Origin of the sequence: uncultured Gemella sp. (genome assembly GCF_963537375.1) — a bacterium.
GTDB lineage: Bacteria > Bacillota > Bacilli > Staphylococcales > Gemellaceae > Gemella.
The window spans coordinates 1-17,574 of the sequence record NZ_CAUTDQ010000037.1 but is presented as its reverse complement, the minus strand read 5'-3'; the positions used below and the strand labels follow the sequence as shown (position 1 = coordinate 17,574).

The following is a 17,574-nucleotide window of genomic DNA, read 5'->3' as shown; positions in this document are numbered from 1 at the left end:
CATAAAAATACCCCTTTCACTGGATTGTCCAGTAAAAGGGGTACATATCATTTCTTCGAAATCACGATTTTTGAGTCACTCCCTTTTATTTTATTTAACTAAAGAATAGCTTATGTCGATTAGTTCTTTAATAGTTTCCAATTTAATATTTTTATCTAACACTATACTAATCCAATGCTTTTTATTCATATGGTATGCTGGAAAAATATTTTGGTTGTCTATAATATCTAAGATTTTATCCGTAGGATATTTTAGATTTAAAATTTTCACCTTAGTTGTAATATCAGTATTTTTATTTAATTTATTATACTCTACAGCCGATAACAAAGCATACCATTTATTTTTTTCATTTACAAATGCCAATATATCTGGGTGTTTTTTAAACGGATTAACATGATCTCCACCATATTTATTACAATAATCGATAACTTCTGAACTTATTTTTCCTGATTGATCAGCTAACCCTAATATAGACCTTAGTAGGTTCTCTACATGTTGTCTAATATTTTGAACAGTTTCTCCTACAGCACTATCTACGCTATACAATGAGTAAACCTCATCGAATTCTAAATCATAAACTTCTACTAAAAGTTGACTATCTACAAATGAGATTTCTATTAAGAAGCTACTGTCTAAAATTTCTTTTCGATATATTAGCTTTTCCGCTTCATCCTTAAATCCAAATCCATTTAGCTGTTCCTTAGAAAAGTTATATTTTTCTACATCTATTATTTTCATTTTTTATTTTTCAAATCTAGCTCTATCGTGACTTTGACTCCACTTATCTACCTCTGGTCCTTTTGGCACAATAGTTTTCCCTGCTGATAAATAATATCCGATCTTTATTGCTTCAAAATCTGTTGTAGATCCGAATCCTGGTGTTTGATATAAATCTTTTAAGTAGTTGAATATGTTAGAATATTCCTCAATTCTCTTTTTATTCGCAGAATATAATCCGTAATAAACAACATCGAAACGAATCATCGTAGTATAGAAACGAATATCTGTATCTGTTATTGTATTTCCATGGAAGTATCTTTGATTTGATAAACGATCCTCTACAACATCCATCATGTCGAAGAATCTATCAAATGCCTCATCATATTTTTCTTGGCTTTCAGCAAATCTCATTCCATATACACCATCATTAATAGCTACGGCTAATTTTTCATTCCACTCATCGATTTGACCTACAAGATGTTCAGGATATAAAACTACTCCATCTTTCTTATGTAATTTTTTAAATACTGTTGCAAATTCATGAAGTAACTCAGCTGATTCTTTTCTAACTACTTTTCCCGTAGTAACATCTACAAGTACTGGTACTGAATACGGCCCTTCATAATCTGAATCACTATTTAAGTATACATCTTTAATTTTAGATTGTTTTAAAACTGGGTCTAGCCCATCTTTATCTAAGCTAAATTGCCATCCTTCTTCTCCACGACGATAATCCAATGTTCCTAAACTAATAGCATCATCTAAACCTAGTATCTCTCTTGCTATAACCGCTCTATGTGCATACGGGCATAAAGGAGTCCAGAATAATCTGTATCTTCCTTCCTCTATAGGTTGTTCCTCTGTTCCAAATGGTTTACTAAAAAATTTTTTCATGTGATTTTCTCCTTTTTAATTTTCTATAAATTTTTTTGCTTCTTCATAAATATACATAACATTCAAAGTATGTTCTTTTTGATCATTCATGAAATCAAAATCTTTATTATTAATGACTTCAACGAATTTTTTAAATTCAGCAAACATTCTGTGTGAATGAATATTTTTGTTTTCATTTATTAAGTTATCTTTTGTTTGAATACTGTAATTAGGAACTTCATTTGTAGGCCCAATTACTTTAATTATACCTTGATCACCTTGAATATTAACATAACTATTATTAAACGTATCTTTCGCTGCTATGCACACTACTTTAAAGTTATCATATTCTAGTAAAAGAATACCCGAAGTATCAACATCATTAACAATATTAGGTGAATAATGTACTTCATTAGGTTTTCCAAACAATCCAACAACAAAATGAATATTATAAATGTTTAAATCACCAAGTACTCCTCCACCTTTACTCTTATCGAAAACAGGTGCAAGGATTCCATTTTTAAATGCTTCATATCTTGAAGAAAGTTGAGAAAAATTACACTCAACAAGTCGTATTTCTCCAATGTTATCAATATTATCTTTTATATCAAGATAATTCTTTTGATATTGATTTGTTATTGCTTCAATTAATATTAAGCCCTTATCTTCAGCAATTTCAAACAATTCTACAGCTTCGTCATACTTCAACGTAAATGGTTTCTCACAAATAACATTTTTACCAGCTTCTAGAGCCTTCTTAGCAACTGAATAATGCAGATTATTCGGTACTGCAACATAAATTGTATCTACTTCTTTATTTTCTAGACAAAGATCAATGTCAGTATATATATTATTAATATTATATTTAGACTGTAATTCTTTTAAATTATCAATATTTCTAGCTGTTATAGCTTCTAATTTTATTTCTGGAAGTTCATGTACAAAAGATAAAAAATCTTTCACTATCATTCCAGAACCAATAATTCCTAATTTCATGTTTTCCTCCAAACTACTATGTATCCTTTAATTATATCTTTATAAACTTACACTAGCAACTTTTCTGCATAAAAAAAGGAATCATGAGCTTTAAGCTCATGACCCTTCTCATCAGTCCTAAATTTTGGAGACTCTAAAAAACCTAAGGAATGGAGTCCTTAGGTCTTTACTCTATTCAACATACTAACTAATTGCTTTATATACATATTTTACACTGTTTTCTTTGATTTTACAAATTATTTTTTTAATATAGAATCAAATAAATAAAATCCTATAGAATTACTAGTAAATCTACTAATTTTAGTCATAAAAATACAACCATTACTAGAAATACTTTCTTGTCGTGCTAAATAAGCTAAAGCAGGTACTAATTGAAATAAAACTGCTTCATAATATTCATTTTCTTTTTCAATTAACAAAATAGCTTTCTTATACAATTCTCTCTCTTTTATTCCAACCTCTTTATCTAATATCAAATTATATAAATCAGTTAAAATTTCTTCTTCTTTAGGACAATAATTAAACATATAAAATTCCTAATAATTACCAATTAATAGTTGGTTCCAATGGTGAACCACCACCAGCACTACCCCAGCCATCATTCGTAATAGTAGTATACTGATGAAAAATAGTAACTTCTGTTCTTCCTTTTGCATCAGCTATATTAAAATTTAAAAACATACTACCTGATAATAAAACAAAAAATAATTTCTTTTTCATAATAATAGAACCTTCTTTCTGTTATTTTTTAGAAATTTTAACATTTTTTTTGATATTAGAAATAAATTATTAGATTTATTTTAAGATAAAAAAATAAAAAATACAAGTCTTTTATTTAATTTTTTAAAATATTTGTTAAAACATCACTCTTTACACTCTGTCAAAATACTTTCTATTTCTTTTAATTCTTTTATAAACTTACTATTTTTATGCCCTATATATACAATCTTTCTTCTACTCTTGTCATTGCTACATAAAGCAATCGTCTTTCTTCTTCTACATTTGTTTATAACAATACATTTTTATCTAACTTTTTTATAGTTTGCTTTATACAAATAAGGATAATTCTCATCTATATTCATTATAAATACATTTTTAAATTCAAGTCCCTTATATAATTAATTTAACTTTGAATTTATCTCCCTATCAAATTTGATAGATTGTTTTATTTTTTATATTTAGTTATCTTCATACTGGCAAACTCATCTTTAATTGATGGGCTTACTTTTTTGTATAACAAAACGTACAAATATTTCTTTTGTAACTACTTTCTTAATTAATAAAAAAATAATTAGTATGGATTTTTCTCATCCACACTAATTATTATACACCCTATTATTTTATGCTTTTTTTCTAGATTTAATTGCTCCAATAACTAATGGAATTAAGCTGATTAGAATAATAGCAATTACAACTACAGAGAAGTTGTTCTTAACAAATGGAATATTCCCAAAGAAGTACCCTACTGATACAAATAATGTACACCAACAAAGACCTCCGAAGAAATCAATAATTCTAAACTTAGAATATTTCATCTTACCAGCTCCTACGATAAATGGAACGATCGTACGAATGATTGGGAAGAATCTAGCTAAGAAAATAGACTTTCCTCCATGTTTTGCCACGAAGTTTTCAGCGTCTTTTATGTTTTCCTCAGACACAAACTTTTTAAACCATGCTTTACTCTTCAAGTAATCAGAGAAGTTTCTTCCGATAAAATAGTTACAATTATCTCCAATAACAGCAGCACTTATACATAAGAATAATAGTAAAAAGATATTATTTCCTGTTGCTGCCCAGAGTGCTCCACTAGCAAATAATAATGAATCACCTGGTAAAAATGGCATGAATACAACACCAGTTTCAATAAAGATAATTAGAAATATTATCCCATACATCCACCATGGTCCATGTTGCATCATTAATTCACCAAGATGCTTGTCAATATGCAATACAAAATCAATTAAAAATTTAATTGTTTCCAATGTAATCCTCCTAAAATAAATATGTTCTATGAGATTATACCATAGAGAACATAACCTGTCTATTAATCATACAACCTAGAAATTAATCTCTTATGAATTTTTTCATTTCAGCAATGTAGTCTGCATTACTTTCATGTTTTCTAAGATGATTAAGCACTCCAATTGTTGGTTCACTAACATCCTCAAGTTTTCTACGTGTTTGCCATAATATTTTTACTTCATCTTCTGTTAGTAATAAATCTTCTTTTCTTGTAGAACTCTTCAAGAAATCAATAGCCGGATAAACTCTTCTTGAAGCTAGCTCTGGTGATAATACTATCTCCATATTCCCAGTTCCTTTGAACTCTTCAAATATTAAATCGTCCATTCTAGAACCAGTATTAATCAAGGCAGTTGCTATTATAGTTAAGCTTCCTCCACCTTCTACGTTCCTTGCTGCTCCGAAAAATGCTTTTGGCTTGTGAAGGCTTGATGGATCTACCCCTCCACTTAAGACTTTTCCACTACTAGGCTCTACAATGTTATAAGCACGAGCAAGTCTTGTAATACTATCCATAAGTATAATTACATCTTGACCAAGTTCTACACGACGTTTAGCATGCTCAATTACTAGTTCTGCCACTTTGATATGATTTTCAGAAGTCTCATCAAATGTAGAACTTACTACATCTGCTCCTCTTACAGATCTTTCCATATCTGTAACCTCTTCTGGTCTTTCATCAATTAGAAGAATAATTAACTTCTTATCAGGATAATTCTTTCTAATTGAATTTGCTATATCTTTTAATAATGTTGTTTTTCCAACTTTAGGTGGTGCAACAATCAATCCACGTTGACCGAATCCAATCGGCGCTACCAAATCAACAAATCTTGTAGAAAGCTTTTCCTTAGTAGTCTCTAAAACAATTTTTTTATTCGGATAAATCGGTGTTAAAGCTTGGAAATGTGCTCTACCTTTTGCAACTTCTGCATCGACATCATTAACCTTATCAACTTGGAGAATACCTGCATATCTTTCGCCTTCACGAGGTTTACGAACCTTACCATAAACCTCATCACCTTTTTTCAGCTCAAAACGGCGAATTTGAGAAGCAGAAATATAAATATCTGTTTCTCCTTTTTTATAATCAACTGTTCTTAAGAAACCAAAACCATTTTCTGGGTGAATGTCATCTAAAATACCAGAAGCATAGTAATGTTCTTCACTTACTGATTGTTTTTCTAAAATCGCTAATACTAACTCTTTTTTATTTAATGTATAATATCTTGGAACACCAAGTTCTTTAGCCAAAGCTGTAAGTTCTTTAGTATTCATACTTTTATACATTTCATCAAATTTTACGTTACTCATTTTTTTCCTTTCTCCATGTATCACATGGAAATTCATTCTAACACCAATATAAATCGTTGATTTTAATTAAAAATTATCTTTAAAGTACATCAAGAACCTGAATAAATAACTCACACTAAATGTTATTTTCAAGTTCTTGTTATTTAATATTAAATTTTTTATCTCTTACTAAGTACTACCACTGCAGATAAGATAAATGCAGCTCCGATTATATCTATTAGACCAAATGTTGTTCCTAATAATAAGAATGAAAAGACTATTGCTGCTATCGGCTCAAAACATCCAATTATGCTCCCTGTAACAGCTCCAATCAATCTTACCCCTTCTAAATACAGTGAAAATGACATTATTGTTCCTACAATAATAACCCCCGTTATACATAAAAAGTCCATAAGGGAAAAGTTTGAAGGTATATAGTTGCTACCTGTACCAAAATATACTACAGACCCTGCAATTAATAGCCCCCAGGTCATTATCGGCATTACTCCATATTTCTTTGTTAAATTTACTGATGAAATATTATAACTAGCTAGTCCAAAAGCAGAAAATATTCCCCAGAATAATCCCAAAGTGGAGATATTTAATTTACTAAAATCTAAATGCGTAGCCATAAGAACAGTTCCAAATAATGAGGATACTATTGCAACGACTTCACGAGGCATCGGCCATCTTCGACTTATAATACAATAATAAGTCATAATCATTACTGGCCCGGTAAACTGAATAACAGTTGCCATACCTGCATTAGTATACTTAATCGCTAAAAAAAATGTACCTTGACAAATAAGTAATCCTAAAAATGAAAAATTTAATAATCTCAAAATATCTTTCTTATCCGAAAATACATTCATCAAACTTTTCTTATCTTTTAAGAATAAAATAATCACTAGAACTACACCTGAATAAAATAGTCTATTGGAAATTACCCAAGTTGAATCTATCTTAGAAATATTAAGTAAATACTCTCCTAACACTCCAGATAATCCCCAACATGTAGCTCCTAATAGAGTAAGAATAGCACCTTTTTTCATAGTACTTTTTTCCATAATTACACACTCCTAATGATCAAACAACTTTAGACTTGAACTTACAATTTTGTTAGATTTTTCTACTACTTCATTATAATTCTCATCCTTAGATAATAAGATACTAGTAAATAGTGTTATCATATTATTTTGAGCTACCATCATGTTTCCACATGTATAAAACTTAGCATCAAGTTTATTAGTAATATATCCAAATGGTGAATACCAAAAACCATAACCTACATTATAGTTTTCATCAAAAAATTTCTTCGCTATGTTCTCTGGATAACCTTTTATTATTGGCATTGGATATAATAAACTAAGAGATTTAATAGCTTTTTGAGTATCTTCAACTTTTGAATTTAAGACAGAAAACACATCTAATTTTTTCCCCATCAATGTTTTATCATCATACACTTTAAATTCACTATCAAAATGAGATTCAAAGTTTTCTTTATACTCATTAATAATTTCTTCTTCATCAAACATAATAGAATAATCATTATTAAATAAATTTTCTTTTTTCAAGTACAGATGTGCCTTTAAATCTCTATCAGTATAATCTAATGAAATCAATGGATTTGTAGTTACGAATACACTTTTTTTCGATTCAAATGCTATGAAATATCTATTTCTACTCAACAGGTATTTAGTTATTGCACCTAGTGAAGTATTATTTTCTAATAATATTAAATTTTTTCTTGATAGTACTATACGTTTAAGTTCTTCTTGCTCAATTTGAAGAAGAGCTTTTCTAATATTTTCTTGCCAAAGTTCTGGATAGATTTCCCTAACTACTGATATTTTCGGTTCATTAGAAATCTCATTATCGTCATCAAGTTTATTTAAAAATGCAATTCTCTCTGTCCATAATTCTGTAAATTCTTTTTCTTCTTTCATATTAAAGAATAAAGTTATGAAGACATCATCACCTTTAAAAACAGCTAGTATGCCAGGAACTACAAATGATGTATCACTAAAATCTACCCATTCCTGACTGTTCTTATTATTACCGTCTGAAATACCACCATAGATTCCAAAATACTCATCATCGTGTTCATCAATTTCTAAAACTGTTACCTGAGCTCTCAACTCTTCAAACCCAGATAAAATACTACTGTTATCAAAACTAGTTAGAAAATCATTAGAATCAAGTAACCATGTTGCTTCATAACCTATACCGATTATAGACGTTTTAGTATCTGGTGTTCTTATAATAAATCTTTCACCTTTTTTGGGCGAAAACAGACTGATAAACTGATCTTCACTAAATGTTTTCTTTAGTTTGAATTTTACAACAAGCTTATCATCAAGAACCGTATCACTAAAATCATAATCTATAATTCTCTGATAATCATTCATACTTATTACCTATCCTTTTTTTTCTCCTCATTTTGAAGTCTTTCTTCACGTTCTTTAATTTCTAATTTTTTTTGTCTTTGTTTTATTAATCTATTTACCTCTTCCTCAGATTTATAACTTGCTTCTTTATCAGTAAAAATAAATAAATTTTTGTGATTATTCAAAATTGAAAGTATCGTTTTATTTTCTGACTCTTCATTTTCGAATAATTCTGCTATATATTTTCTCTTGTCACTACCTAAAACTACAACAAATAAGTTTCTAGCAGACATTAAGTTTTCATATCCAATGCTAATTAATTTATTACCTTTAATTTCCATTCCAGCTTGTTGTAATTGAGATTTTTCTTCTTCTGAAAATTCAACAATATGAAGGTTTTTATTTACCTCATCAGCAAAACGGTAATCAAGTATTCCCCCATCAGATCCTAAGAAAACTACTGCAACATCAATTGGATTTTCTTCTAATACTTCTTTATAATTATTTAAATCTTCATCACATTCATTACTATTTAATGCCTGTGGATAATAAATATTTTTAGCTTCTACATCTAACTTTTTAAATAGCTCATGTCTAGCATATCTATATAATCCAAATTTCTCTTCAATATCAATATCAGCAAATTCACGTTGACCTAATAATATAACATGTTTATAGCGATACTTCCCTGTTTTGTTGTCATCAATCATTCTATTCGTAAATTGTGTATTAATAATATTTTCAGGCAAGCAAATAACTGCTCCATCCTCAAGATTTTTTTCAAATTCATCATACATTCTATTTAGAACTGCTGTTTCACTGTTACAAACTATATATTTCATGTTTTCACCTCCATATAGTAATTATTCAAATTACTTACTATTATATCATATTTATCCCTTACTAACAACGTCATAGATTTTACTCAACTTCTATCAGTTTAGAGAGTACATAAGAATAAACATATGTTTTAATATTTTTTAATTGATAATATTCCGCTACCGCTTCTTTATATATTCTTAGTTGCGCCTTGTGTCTTTCACGTAAAATATCTTCCCCAGTTTTACTAGTCACATAGTCAGTCTTATAATCAACAATAATCGCTTCGTCATCAGAAATTTTAATAAATAAATCGACTACCCCTTGAAGTATTACATCTATCTCACTATCGCTTTCACTGTATAGTTCTTTAGCTTTTTTCACAGTGGTAAATGCTATTTCAGTTTGACAAAATTGACAATTAGAAATAATATTCATTAATTCATTATTAATAAAGTTACCTATTCTTTCAATATCATCTTTATTATTTATATTATCAAACTCTTCTTCTGTTAATATTCTATTCTCTTTAATATTTTTTATTAAATTACCTGTTTTCTTTAAATTATTTAAGTAAACTTCTACATCATTAATTTCAACACCCGATCTCACATCATTAACTATCTTTTCAAAAAGTTTATGAACAATATTACCCCTAAGTATTGCCTTACTTGTAGATGTTGAGCTCTTCAATGTAGTTAACTCGAGATAGCCTCTTTTTTCTTTCTTAAAGCCAGTATTACTTTCACCATTAATTTTTTTCAAGGCGCTATATGATGTTTTTGTTGGGAATACCTTATATTTAATAGGATTCTCCTGGATTTCTTCATTGACTTCTTGTTTTAATTCAAACTTTTCATAAAAATCTGCTAAGTCAAAGTCTAAACCATTTTCCTGTTCTTGCATCGATGGAATAACTTCATGAACTTCGAATTTTGCATCACGTTCATTTTCAAAACTAAACCCTTCTTCATAATCACTCAGTAAGTTATTTAGTATAGTTTCAAAGTTATCATCTTCTAAAATAGCTTGGGAAAGTGATTTATCTCTTGCCTTTTCATTATTTAATTCTATTCCACTTGGACTTACAAGATACAGTGTATTTTTAGCTCGAGTTAGAGCTACATAAAGGTTACGAATTTCTTCTTCTCTTTCTCGTAGTTTTATCAAAATACTATTTAACTTATATAATTCGTTTAATTCTGTTAGTCTAGAATTGTTTAGACCGAAACTTTGAGCTATAGTCTCAACATTAAGACTTAACCCAAAAGTCTCTGTGAATAACCCTTCTCCAGTATAACCTCTTTTACTAAATGAAGTATCAAGATCAGCGACAAATACTTCTTTATACTCTAATCCTTTAGAAATATGAATTGTTGATAAGGTAACACTATCGTTTGGTGTTCTTTTCTTAGTTTCAAATACCTCTTCATTTTTTATATTTTTCAACTGCCTAATTAAACCAGATAGTTTATTATCAATTTTCTGATATTCATTTACAACATCTACAAAATTCTCGAAATAATCAATCTCTTCGTCATTTACACCTATTGTGACTAAATAATTTTTAAAATCAGTATCTAGAGATATACATTCTATTAAAGTCGGTAGAGAGTTATTCAAACTAAAATTCAACCATTTTTTTAATAGATTTGTAGTCTGACTATCTTTTTTATTTTCACTATTTGTTAACTTCTCAAAAAGATTTTTTCCTTTTTGTAATGATACTCTCAATAATTCATCATTACTATAATCAAAAATCTCAGTATGCAAAATGGCTAATAGACTAGCATCCCTATTAGTGTTATCTAAAAATCTAAGAATATTATATAAAATATTAAAACAATTTGATTCAGTAAAACCAACTTTTTCCTTGAAAAATAATGGTATATTGTACTTGCTAAATATTTCTTTAAAACTAGACATTTTTGTACTATTTCTAACTAAAACAGCATAGTCACTATATTTCTTTCCATTCTTTATTCCTTGTAATATTTCATATGCAATATTTTCTATAGATTGTTCCCTATAATTTTTTTTATTTTCTACTATTTCTCCTGTAAAGTAGTTCACTTTACCATTTATTAACTTAGTTGGAATAATTTCTGTATCTTGGCGCTCTTTTGCTTCTGGATAATAAAGGGCGCTATCTTCATCATAGCTCACACCAGCATTCTTATTTCCCATCAATCTATTGAATACAAAATTACTAGATTTCAATATATTCTCATCACTTCTGAAGTTTTCTTTTAATACTACACAAATACCTTCAGAATCGTCTTCAAATGAATATTCCTCATTTACACTATAGTTATCAATTTCCAATTTTCTATAACTATTATACTTTTGTTCAAAAAGGTCTGGATTAGAACCCCTAAAACCATAAATTGCTTGCTTAACATCTCCTACTCTAAAGAAGTTCACACCTTCTCCTCTAATTAGGTTTAGAATATATTCTTGCAAATTATTATTATCTTGGTATTCATCAACATATATTTCATAAAAATATTCTCTATAATAATTTGCCGCTTCACTAGGTATAATCTCACCATTTTCTTCTTTAGTTAAAGCCTTAATAGCAAGATGATTTAGATCAGAAAAATCTAAGAAATTGTTTTCTCTTTTTCTTTTAATAAAATCATTATGTAATTTCTTAAGAACTTTTGTAATAGTTCTTGATAACTCACCCATTTTATCTATAGTTTTAAAATAATTAATATAATCATTAAGTTCAGTTTGTATACTTGCTAATATCGCCGTGTCGTATATACTATCTTCTACTTTCATTTGTTCATTGAGTTTCTCAATAATAACTTCAATTTCCTCAATATTCTCTTGATTACTCTTTAAGGTTTCTTCATCTTGTTGAAGATATTTTATGATTTTTTCTTTCTTGTCATCATCTAAACTAACAAGAGAAATAAAATCTATATCGTTCTTTTTTTTAGAACTTTCTAGATATTTTTTAATATACAAACAAAAATCAGATGCTATTTTTATATTTTCTACTGTAGTTAATTCATCAACTCTACTAAATTTATCAAGAATTTCTTTATTATCAATAGCAAGTTTATCTTCATATAGAGAATTAAATTTTTCAAAATCTTCTTCTAAATATTTTTGAAAATTAGGTATATTTAAAAGCTTATAGTATATATCAATAATAAAAGAACTTATATTTTGTTTAGAGCCAAAAACTGTAAACAATAAATCTGTACTACTAGAATCATCTTTAACTAATTCTTCTAGTACATTTCCTATTGTTTCACTCAATAATCCTTTACTATTTGCTAATATACCAAAATTAGGTGATAAATATTTAATTTGATTATCAATTTTTTCCTCTACGAGATAATAGAATTTTTTCAATACATTTAGACAAAAGCTGTCAATAGTACTAACATAAGCATCATTCATTAGCATTCTTTGCTTTCTAAGGAATAATAAATCTTCTTCCTTATTTGTAGAAAGCAATCTTTCACTAATTTTATCTTCTATTCTTACTATCATATTTTTAGCAGCAGCAGTGGTAAATGTTAGGACTAATAATCTATCAATATCCCATCTTTTTGTCGCTACTTTTCTTGCTATTCTTTCAGAAAGAACCTCTGTCTTACCACTCCCAGCAGCGGCCGCAACGAGAACATCCGCTCCTGTAATAGCTATAGCTTGCCACTGCGGTGGTGTTGGCGGATACTTCCTAGAAGCGGCTATATTATCAATCTTCTCAATATTTATCATATAAATTTCCTCTATTTTCATATTAATAATCACTTTATATTTTAACATACTTTAAGCATTATGGTATAATATTTTAAGATAGTAAGACATTTATTTAAAATTATATTTTTATACTGTTTCTACACAGTTGTAATTATAAAATAATATTATAAATAAACATTACTTTTTCTTAAATTTTTATAATAGGTGAAATAGATGAATCGAAAAATTTTGGCACTAGCTCCTATTCTAGTAGCTAGTTCGATAATTAAACAAAATAAAAAACTAAAAGTAACTAAAACTACACTTGATTTTAATAATCTTCCCGATTCTTTTGATAATTTTAAAATTGCTCAAGTGAGTGATATTCACTGCGATAAAGTTGGATTAAGTGACTTAACCTTCTTAAGTAAAATCAGAAAATTCTCACCAGATATCATTGTAATTACTGGAGATATTCTAGATAGTTATAAAAACGACATGGATGTAGCCTATAATATCCTAAGTCAACTTTCTATAATCGCTCCTTGTTATTTTATATCTGGTAATCATGAACTTAGATTACCTAAAGAATACGCTGAGTTAAGAATTATGTTGTCAAAACTTAAAATTACTCACTTACACAACGAAAGTATTCTTCTTAATCGTAATCAAGATTTTATAAATCTAGTTGGTGTAGAAGATTATAATTTTTTCAAAAACGAAGATAATTTGAATCACCGTGCGAACTTCAAGAGAACATTAGACAATCTATATTCTTCAGAATATTTTAACATCTTGTTATCACATCGTCCCGAGAAATTTCCAATCTATGTAGAAGCTAAATATGATTTGATTTTTTCAGGGCATGCTCACGGTGGACAATGGAGAATTCCATTTATAGGAGGTATTTTCTCACCTAGTCAAGGATTCTTTCCAGAATACACAAGTGGTTGTTACAGAAAAGACAGTTCGACATTAATTGTTTCTCGTGGTCTAGGAAATAGCTCGTTTCCTATAAGAATAAACAATAGAATTGAATTAGTATTAGTTACATTAAAAAAAAGAGAGATTCAAAAATCGTGATTTTTTAAAATCCGATTTTGAATCTCTTATTTTATTTATTAGAAATATAATTTCTCAAATTTTTCTATTTTTTCTTCAAAGTCTTGAAGCGCCAATTCAATTGCATCAGGTTTAGACATATCTACACCAGCATTTTTTAATACTTCTATTGGATAATCAGAGTTTCCTTTTGAAAGGAATTCATCTATATAAACTTTAGCATTTTTACTATCTTCTAGTATTAATTTTGATAATGCTTGTGCTGCAGAATAACCAGTAGCATATTGATATACGTAGTAATTGTAGTAGAAGTGTGGGACTCTTGACCACTCATATTTTATATCTTCATCGTAAGTAAATACATCACCATAGTATTTTTTCACCACATTGAAATATTCAGTATTTAAATATTCTGCTGTTATAGCCCCTCCGTTTTGAAGTTGTTGGTTTATTTTGTGTTCGAACTCTGCAAATTGAGTTTGTCTATATACTGTACCAACAAATCCACTTAACGCTTGGTTAAGGACACGCAGCATTCCATTTTTGTTACCTTCTTTTTCAAATTTATTGTATAAATATTCTGTTAATAATGCTTCATTACAAGTTGATGCTACTTCTGCAACAAAGATTGAATAACTTCCGTAAACGTATGGTTGATTTTTTCTAGTGTAATACGAGTGCATTGAATGCCCTAATTCATGTATAAGTGTATACACATCATTTAATGTTCCATCAAAATTTAATAGAATAAATGGTTTTGTAGTATAACCACCCCATGAATACGCCCCTGAACGTTTTCCTTTATTAGGATAAATATCTATCCAACGTTCTGTAAATGCTTTTCTCATATCATTAACATATTCTTCACCCATCGGTTTTACAGCTTCAAGTACTATATCACGAGCTTCTTCAAATGTAAATTTAATTGGCTCTCCTTTTACCATTGATACAGATCTATCATATAATCTAAAATCTTCAAGTCCTTTGGCTCTTTTATGTAATTTATAATATCTTTGTAGGGCTGGAATTTTTTTATTAACTACAGATACTAAATTATCATATACTTCCTCTGGTATTAAGTTGTTAGATAATGCATTATTTCTTGTTGATGTATATTTATAAACATCAGCATAATATTTTTTTCGTTTTAAATTTCCACCTAATGTAGATGCCAACGTATTATTATGTTTTTTGAAATAATTATATAGAGAATGGAACGTATTTTTTCTAAGAACTCTGTCTGTACTTTCCATATATGTACCATATGTTCCATGTGTTAAAGTATGTTTATTTTCATCTTTATCTTCAACTGGCTCAAATTCAACATCTGCATTATTTAATGCTGAAAAAGTTTCATCACTAGCATTTAGTGCTTCTCCAGCCATTGCTATTATTTTTTCTTGTTCTGGATCTAGAGTATGACGACGTTTTTTATTAATTTTTTCTAATTCAAATTTATAAACTTTTAACTCATCTAATTCTTCTACGTATCCTAATAGTACATCCTCATCAATTGAAAGAAGTTCAGGTTTTAAAAATGACCACTCTGCATAAAACTTAGAATTCAAATTCATCGTTTTAGCATATAATTCACCATATTCAGCATTTGTACTATCTTGGTCTTTTCTAAGAAATGCATAAATTGTTAATTGTTCGACTTTTAACATCATATCTTCTTCAGCTTTAAAAACTTCTAAAAGAGCTTTAGCACCCTCTTTAACCTTACCTTTATAACTTTGTATTTGTGGTATTAATTCTTCCACTTCTTTAAATTGATTCCAAAAATCTTCATTTGTTTTAAAAATTGATTCTAAATCCCATGTATTCTCAACTTTTTGATCTTTTCTTAATAGTTCAACCATTTTATTTCTCCTTATGTCTAATACATAATCTTAATTATATCACATATTTCAGCAATTTGGTAATGTATATTTTCAAAACTGTGTTAAATTTTCAGAAAATAGAAGTGTTATTTTGTTTTTATTAGATGATCATAATTCTCATGTCCGATATAAATCTCACAATTTTTATAGAATCCATAACTTTCATATAGTTTTCTTGCTCTAACATTCGATTGAGCAACATTTAAACTTAATAACGTATTACTACTATTAACAAAGCTTGTTAATAGTTTATTCCCAACACCTTCTCCTCTACACTCAGAAAAAACATATAGTGTATCTAAATAAAACTCTTTTTCCAATACTTCATTATAATCAAATATAATGTCATCTTGCTTTAAATTAAATTTTTTAACGACTTCATTAAACCAGAAATTTTTCATCTTTTCTACTTCATTATAATGATAAGAAAATGAGAATCCTTTTATATTACCATCCTTCTCATAAACTATACAGTTATTATAACTAAATCTATCATTTTCTGACATAAATACAAATTTTAGAATATCTTGAATTTTTACTATAGAATAATTCTTTAATATGTCAATTTCTAAAGATTCAATAAATTCCTGTAGTCCTTCTAATACCTTTATATCATCTTTTGTTGCTTTTCTAATCATTACATGTATCCTTCCATGACTTAATAATTATTAAAGAATCATCTACTATTCAACTTCGCCAACATTAGCATATCTAGCAAATGAAGGCTCATAGTTTCTCACGTTAAATCCTAATTCTTCTAATATTACAGCTACATAAGAAGCACGAACTCCAGTAGTACAATATGTAATTTGAAGTTTATTCTTATCTAAACCTTTTTCATTTACATATTTTTCTAATTCTTCTCTAGATTTTACAAATCCTTCTTCATCAACTAAAGAATTAAATGGTAAAGAGATTGCACCAGGAATATGCCCCGCTTTATTTTCACCATAAATTACACGACCATTATATTCAACTTCTAATCTAGTGTCTAAAATTTGCACATCTGCATTTCCAAGTTTTGATAATAATTCATCTGTAAATATAGCTTTTTCGTTTTGAGTTGCTTCACTACGAACTACATCGCTAACATCTATTCGGTCAGATGCTGGTTCATAATTTTTATTAAATCCTAGCTTCTCAACTTGTTTAAAACCACCGTCAATAAATTTAACATTATCAAATCCTGCATAATTGAATGTATAAACTACACGTGCTTCATCTCCAAATCCTTGTTCTGGCATTGTAAAACCATAAACTAACACTTCAGAATCAGCATTAATGCCAAGTTTAGAAAAAATTTGTTCATAGTTATCTTTTGATAATAATTTACCTAGATTCTCTCCTCCAAATTCATCTAATAAACTTATATCAGTCCAATCAACAACTGTTGCTTTATCATACATTAAAGCATCTTCTTCAAGCATTCCACCACGTGCATCGATTATTACTAAATTCTTATTAGTTCTATTATTTAATAAATACTCAGCATCAACTAGTTTTTCAAAATCAAATTGTGTCATAAGTACCCTCCTCTAAAATTTAATTTTCAATTTATTATAACATAAATATTATTGAAAAAATATAATTTAATTCGTTATCAAATCGATGCGAATTAGTATTACAAAAATATAATATAATATTCAATTTTCCCAAATGTTTCTTACAATATATAAATCGTAAACATTTTTATTTACAAACTCAGAACACTATGATATAATAAATCGGAATTGTTTTGAATTAAATAATTAAGGAGAAAATAGTATGAACAAGAAAAAAATGATTATTACTAGTGCCTGCGGTTCACTTGTAATCGG

Annotated in this window: 15 protein-coding genes and 1 pseudogene; 1 reads left to right on the top strand and 15 read right to left on the bottom strand. The window is 28.2% G+C overall.

Annotated elements, in window-relative coordinates:
* Positions 1–90 precede the first annotated feature (90 nt).
* The 12 genes and pseudogenes from RYK99_RS07375 to RYK99_RS07325 all read right to left on the bottom strand — a co-directional run bounded on the left by RYK99_RS07375 (position 91) and on the right by RYK99_RS07325 (position 12,851).
* Complete coding sequence (locus RYK99_RS07375) at positions 91–738, bottom strand: MmcQ/YjbR family DNA-binding protein (protein ID WP_314991422.1); 648 nt, start codon at positions 736–738, stop codon at positions 91–93.
* Positions 739–741: 3 nt separating this feature from the next.
* The gene (locus tag RYK99_RS07370) at positions 742–1,614 is read right to left on the bottom strand and encodes a glutathione S-transferase C-terminal domain-containing protein (protein WP_314991421.1); all 873 of its coding nucleotides are present in this window, start codon (positions 1,612–1,614) and stop codon (positions 742–744) included.
* 15 nt (positions 1,615–1,629) lie between these two features.
* Entirely contained in the window at positions 1,630–2,589 is a 960-nt protein-coding gene (locus RYK99_RS07365; RefSeq protein WP_314991419.1) for a Gfo/Idh/MocA family oxidoreductase, read from the bottom strand.
* Between the two features lie 236 nt (positions 2,590–2,825).
* Positions 2,826–3,116 carry a bacteriocin immunity protein gene (locus RYK99_RS07360; RefSeq protein ID WP_314991417.1) on the bottom strand — a complete coding sequence of 97 codons (291 nt, stop codon included), beginning with the start codon at positions 3,114–3,116 and terminating at the stop codon, positions 2,826–2,828.
* Between the two features lie 16 nt (positions 3,117–3,132).
* Positions 3,133–3,270 carry a hypothetical protein gene (locus RYK99_RS07355; RefSeq protein ID WP_314991415.1) on the bottom strand — a complete coding sequence of 46 codons (138 nt, stop codon included), beginning with the start codon at positions 3,268–3,270 and terminating at the stop codon, positions 3,133–3,135.
* Positions 3,271–3,523: 253 nt separating this feature from the next.
* A pseudogene (locus RYK99_RS08860) lies at positions 3,524–3,586 on the bottom strand (hypothetical protein); the annotation flags it as partial.
* Between the two features lie 343 nt (positions 3,587–3,929).
* The gene (locus RYK99_RS07350) at positions 3,930–4,574 is read right to left on the bottom strand and encodes a VTT domain-containing protein (protein ID WP_314991413.1); all 645 of its coding nucleotides are present in this window, start codon (positions 4,572–4,574) and stop codon (positions 3,930–3,932) included.
* Positions 4,575–4,656: 82 nt separating this feature from the next.
* The gene (gene rho, locus RYK99_RS07345) at positions 4,657–5,925 is read right to left on the bottom strand and encodes a transcription termination factor Rho (RefSeq protein WP_314991411.1); all 1,269 of its coding nucleotides are present in this window, start codon (positions 5,923–5,925) and stop codon (positions 4,657–4,659) included.
* Positions 5,926–6,083: 158 nt separating this feature from the next.
* Positions 6,084–6,971 carry a DMT family transporter gene (locus RYK99_RS07340; RefSeq protein WP_314991409.1) on the bottom strand — a complete coding sequence of 296 codons (888 nt, stop codon included), beginning with the start codon at positions 6,969–6,971 and terminating at the stop codon, positions 6,084–6,086.
* A 12-nt stretch (positions 6,972–6,983) separates the two neighbouring features.
* Complete coding sequence (locus tag RYK99_RS07335; RefSeq protein WP_314991408.1) at positions 6,984–8,312, bottom strand: hypothetical protein; 1,329 nt, start codon at positions 8,310–8,312, stop codon at positions 6,984–6,986.
* Between the two features lie 5 nt (positions 8,313–8,317).
* Entirely contained in the window at positions 8,318–9,133 is an 816-nt protein-coding gene (locus RYK99_RS07330; protein ID WP_314991406.1) for a glucosamine-6-phosphate isomerase, read from the bottom strand.
* Between the two features lie 79 nt (positions 9,134–9,212).
* Entirely contained in the window at positions 9,213–12,851 is a 3,639-nt protein-coding gene (locus tag RYK99_RS07325) for a UvrD-helicase domain-containing protein (protein WP_314991404.1), read from the bottom strand.
* A gap of 195 nt (positions 12,852–13,046) precedes the next feature.
* Here RYK99_RS07325 and RYK99_RS07320 point away from each other — a divergent pair, with 195 nt between their 5' ends.
* Complete coding sequence (locus RYK99_RS07320) at positions 13,047–13,895, top strand: metallophosphoesterase (RefSeq protein WP_314991402.1); 849 nt, start codon at positions 13,047–13,049, stop codon at positions 13,893–13,895.
* 38 nt (positions 13,896–13,933) lie between these two features.
* Here the strand turns inward: RYK99_RS07320 and pepF are convergent, their stop codons facing one another.
* The 3 genes from pepF to RYK99_RS07305 form a co-directional block, all read right to left on the bottom strand.
* The gene (gene pepF, locus RYK99_RS07315) at positions 13,934–15,736 is read right to left on the bottom strand and encodes an oligoendopeptidase F (protein WP_314991400.1); all 1,803 of its coding nucleotides are present in this window, start codon (positions 15,734–15,736) and stop codon (positions 13,934–13,936) included.
* Positions 15,737–15,843: 107 nt separating this feature from the next.
* Positions 15,844–16,395, bottom strand: a complete 552-nt coding sequence (locus tag RYK99_RS07310; RefSeq protein ID WP_314991398.1) for a GNAT family N-acetyltransferase — start codon at positions 16,393–16,395, stop codon at positions 15,844–15,846.
* 45 nt (positions 16,396–16,440) lie between these two features.
* Entirely contained in the window at positions 16,441–17,280 is an 840-nt protein-coding gene (locus RYK99_RS07305) for a rhodanese-like domain-containing protein (RefSeq protein WP_314991397.1), read from the bottom strand.
* Between the last annotated feature and the right edge of the window lie 294 nt (positions 17,281–17,574).

Coding starts and splice junctions, on each gene's coding strand:
- RYK99_RS07375 (WP_314991422.1), bottom strand. CDS start 738: ATGAAAATAATAGATGTAGAAAAATATAACTTTTCTAAGGAACAGCTA.
- RYK99_RS07370 (WP_314991421.1), bottom strand. CDS start 1,614: ATGAAAAAATTTTTTAGTAAACCATTTGGAACAGAGGAACAACCTATA.
- RYK99_RS07365 (WP_314991419.1), bottom strand. CDS start 2,589: ATGAAATTAGGAATTATTGGTTCTGGAATGATAGTGAAAGATTTTTTA.
- RYK99_RS07360 (WP_314991417.1), bottom strand. CDS start 3,116: ATGTTTAATTATTGTCCTAAAGAAGAAGAAATTTTAACTGATTTATAT.
- RYK99_RS07355 (WP_314991415.1), bottom strand. CDS start 3,270: ATGTTTTTAAATTTTAATATAGCTGATGCAAAAGGAAGAACAGAAGTT.
- rho (WP_314991411.1), bottom strand. CDS start 5,925: ATGAGTAACGTAAAATTTGATGAAATGTATAAAAGTATGAATACTAAA.
- RYK99_RS07340 (WP_314991409.1), bottom strand. CDS start 6,971: ATGGAAAAAAGTACTATGAAAAAAGGTGCTATTCTTACTCTATTAGGA.
- RYK99_RS07335 (WP_314991408.1), bottom strand. CDS start 8,312: ATGAATGATTATCAGAGAATTATAGATTATGATTTTAGTGATACGGTT.
- RYK99_RS07330 (WP_314991406.1), bottom strand. CDS start 9,133: ATGAAATATATAGTTTGTAACAGTGAAACAGCAGTTCTAAATAGAATG.
- RYK99_RS07325 (WP_314991404.1), bottom strand. CDS start 12,851: ATGATAAATATTGAGAAGATTGATAATATAGCCGCTTCTAGGAAGTAT.
- RYK99_RS07320 (WP_314991402.1), top strand. CDS start 13,047: ATGAATCGAAAAATTTTGGCACTAGCTCCTATTCTAGTAGCTAGTTCG.
- pepF (WP_314991400.1), bottom strand. CDS start 15,736: ATGGTTGAACTATTAAGAAAAGATCAAAAAGTTGAGAATACATGGGAT.
- RYK99_RS07310 (WP_314991398.1), bottom strand. CDS start 16,395: ATGATTAGAAAAGCAACAAAAGATGATATAAAGGTATTAGAAGGACTA.
- RYK99_RS07305 (WP_314991397.1), bottom strand. CDS start 17,280: ATGACACAATTTGATTTTGAAAAACTAGTTGATGCTGAGTATTTATTA.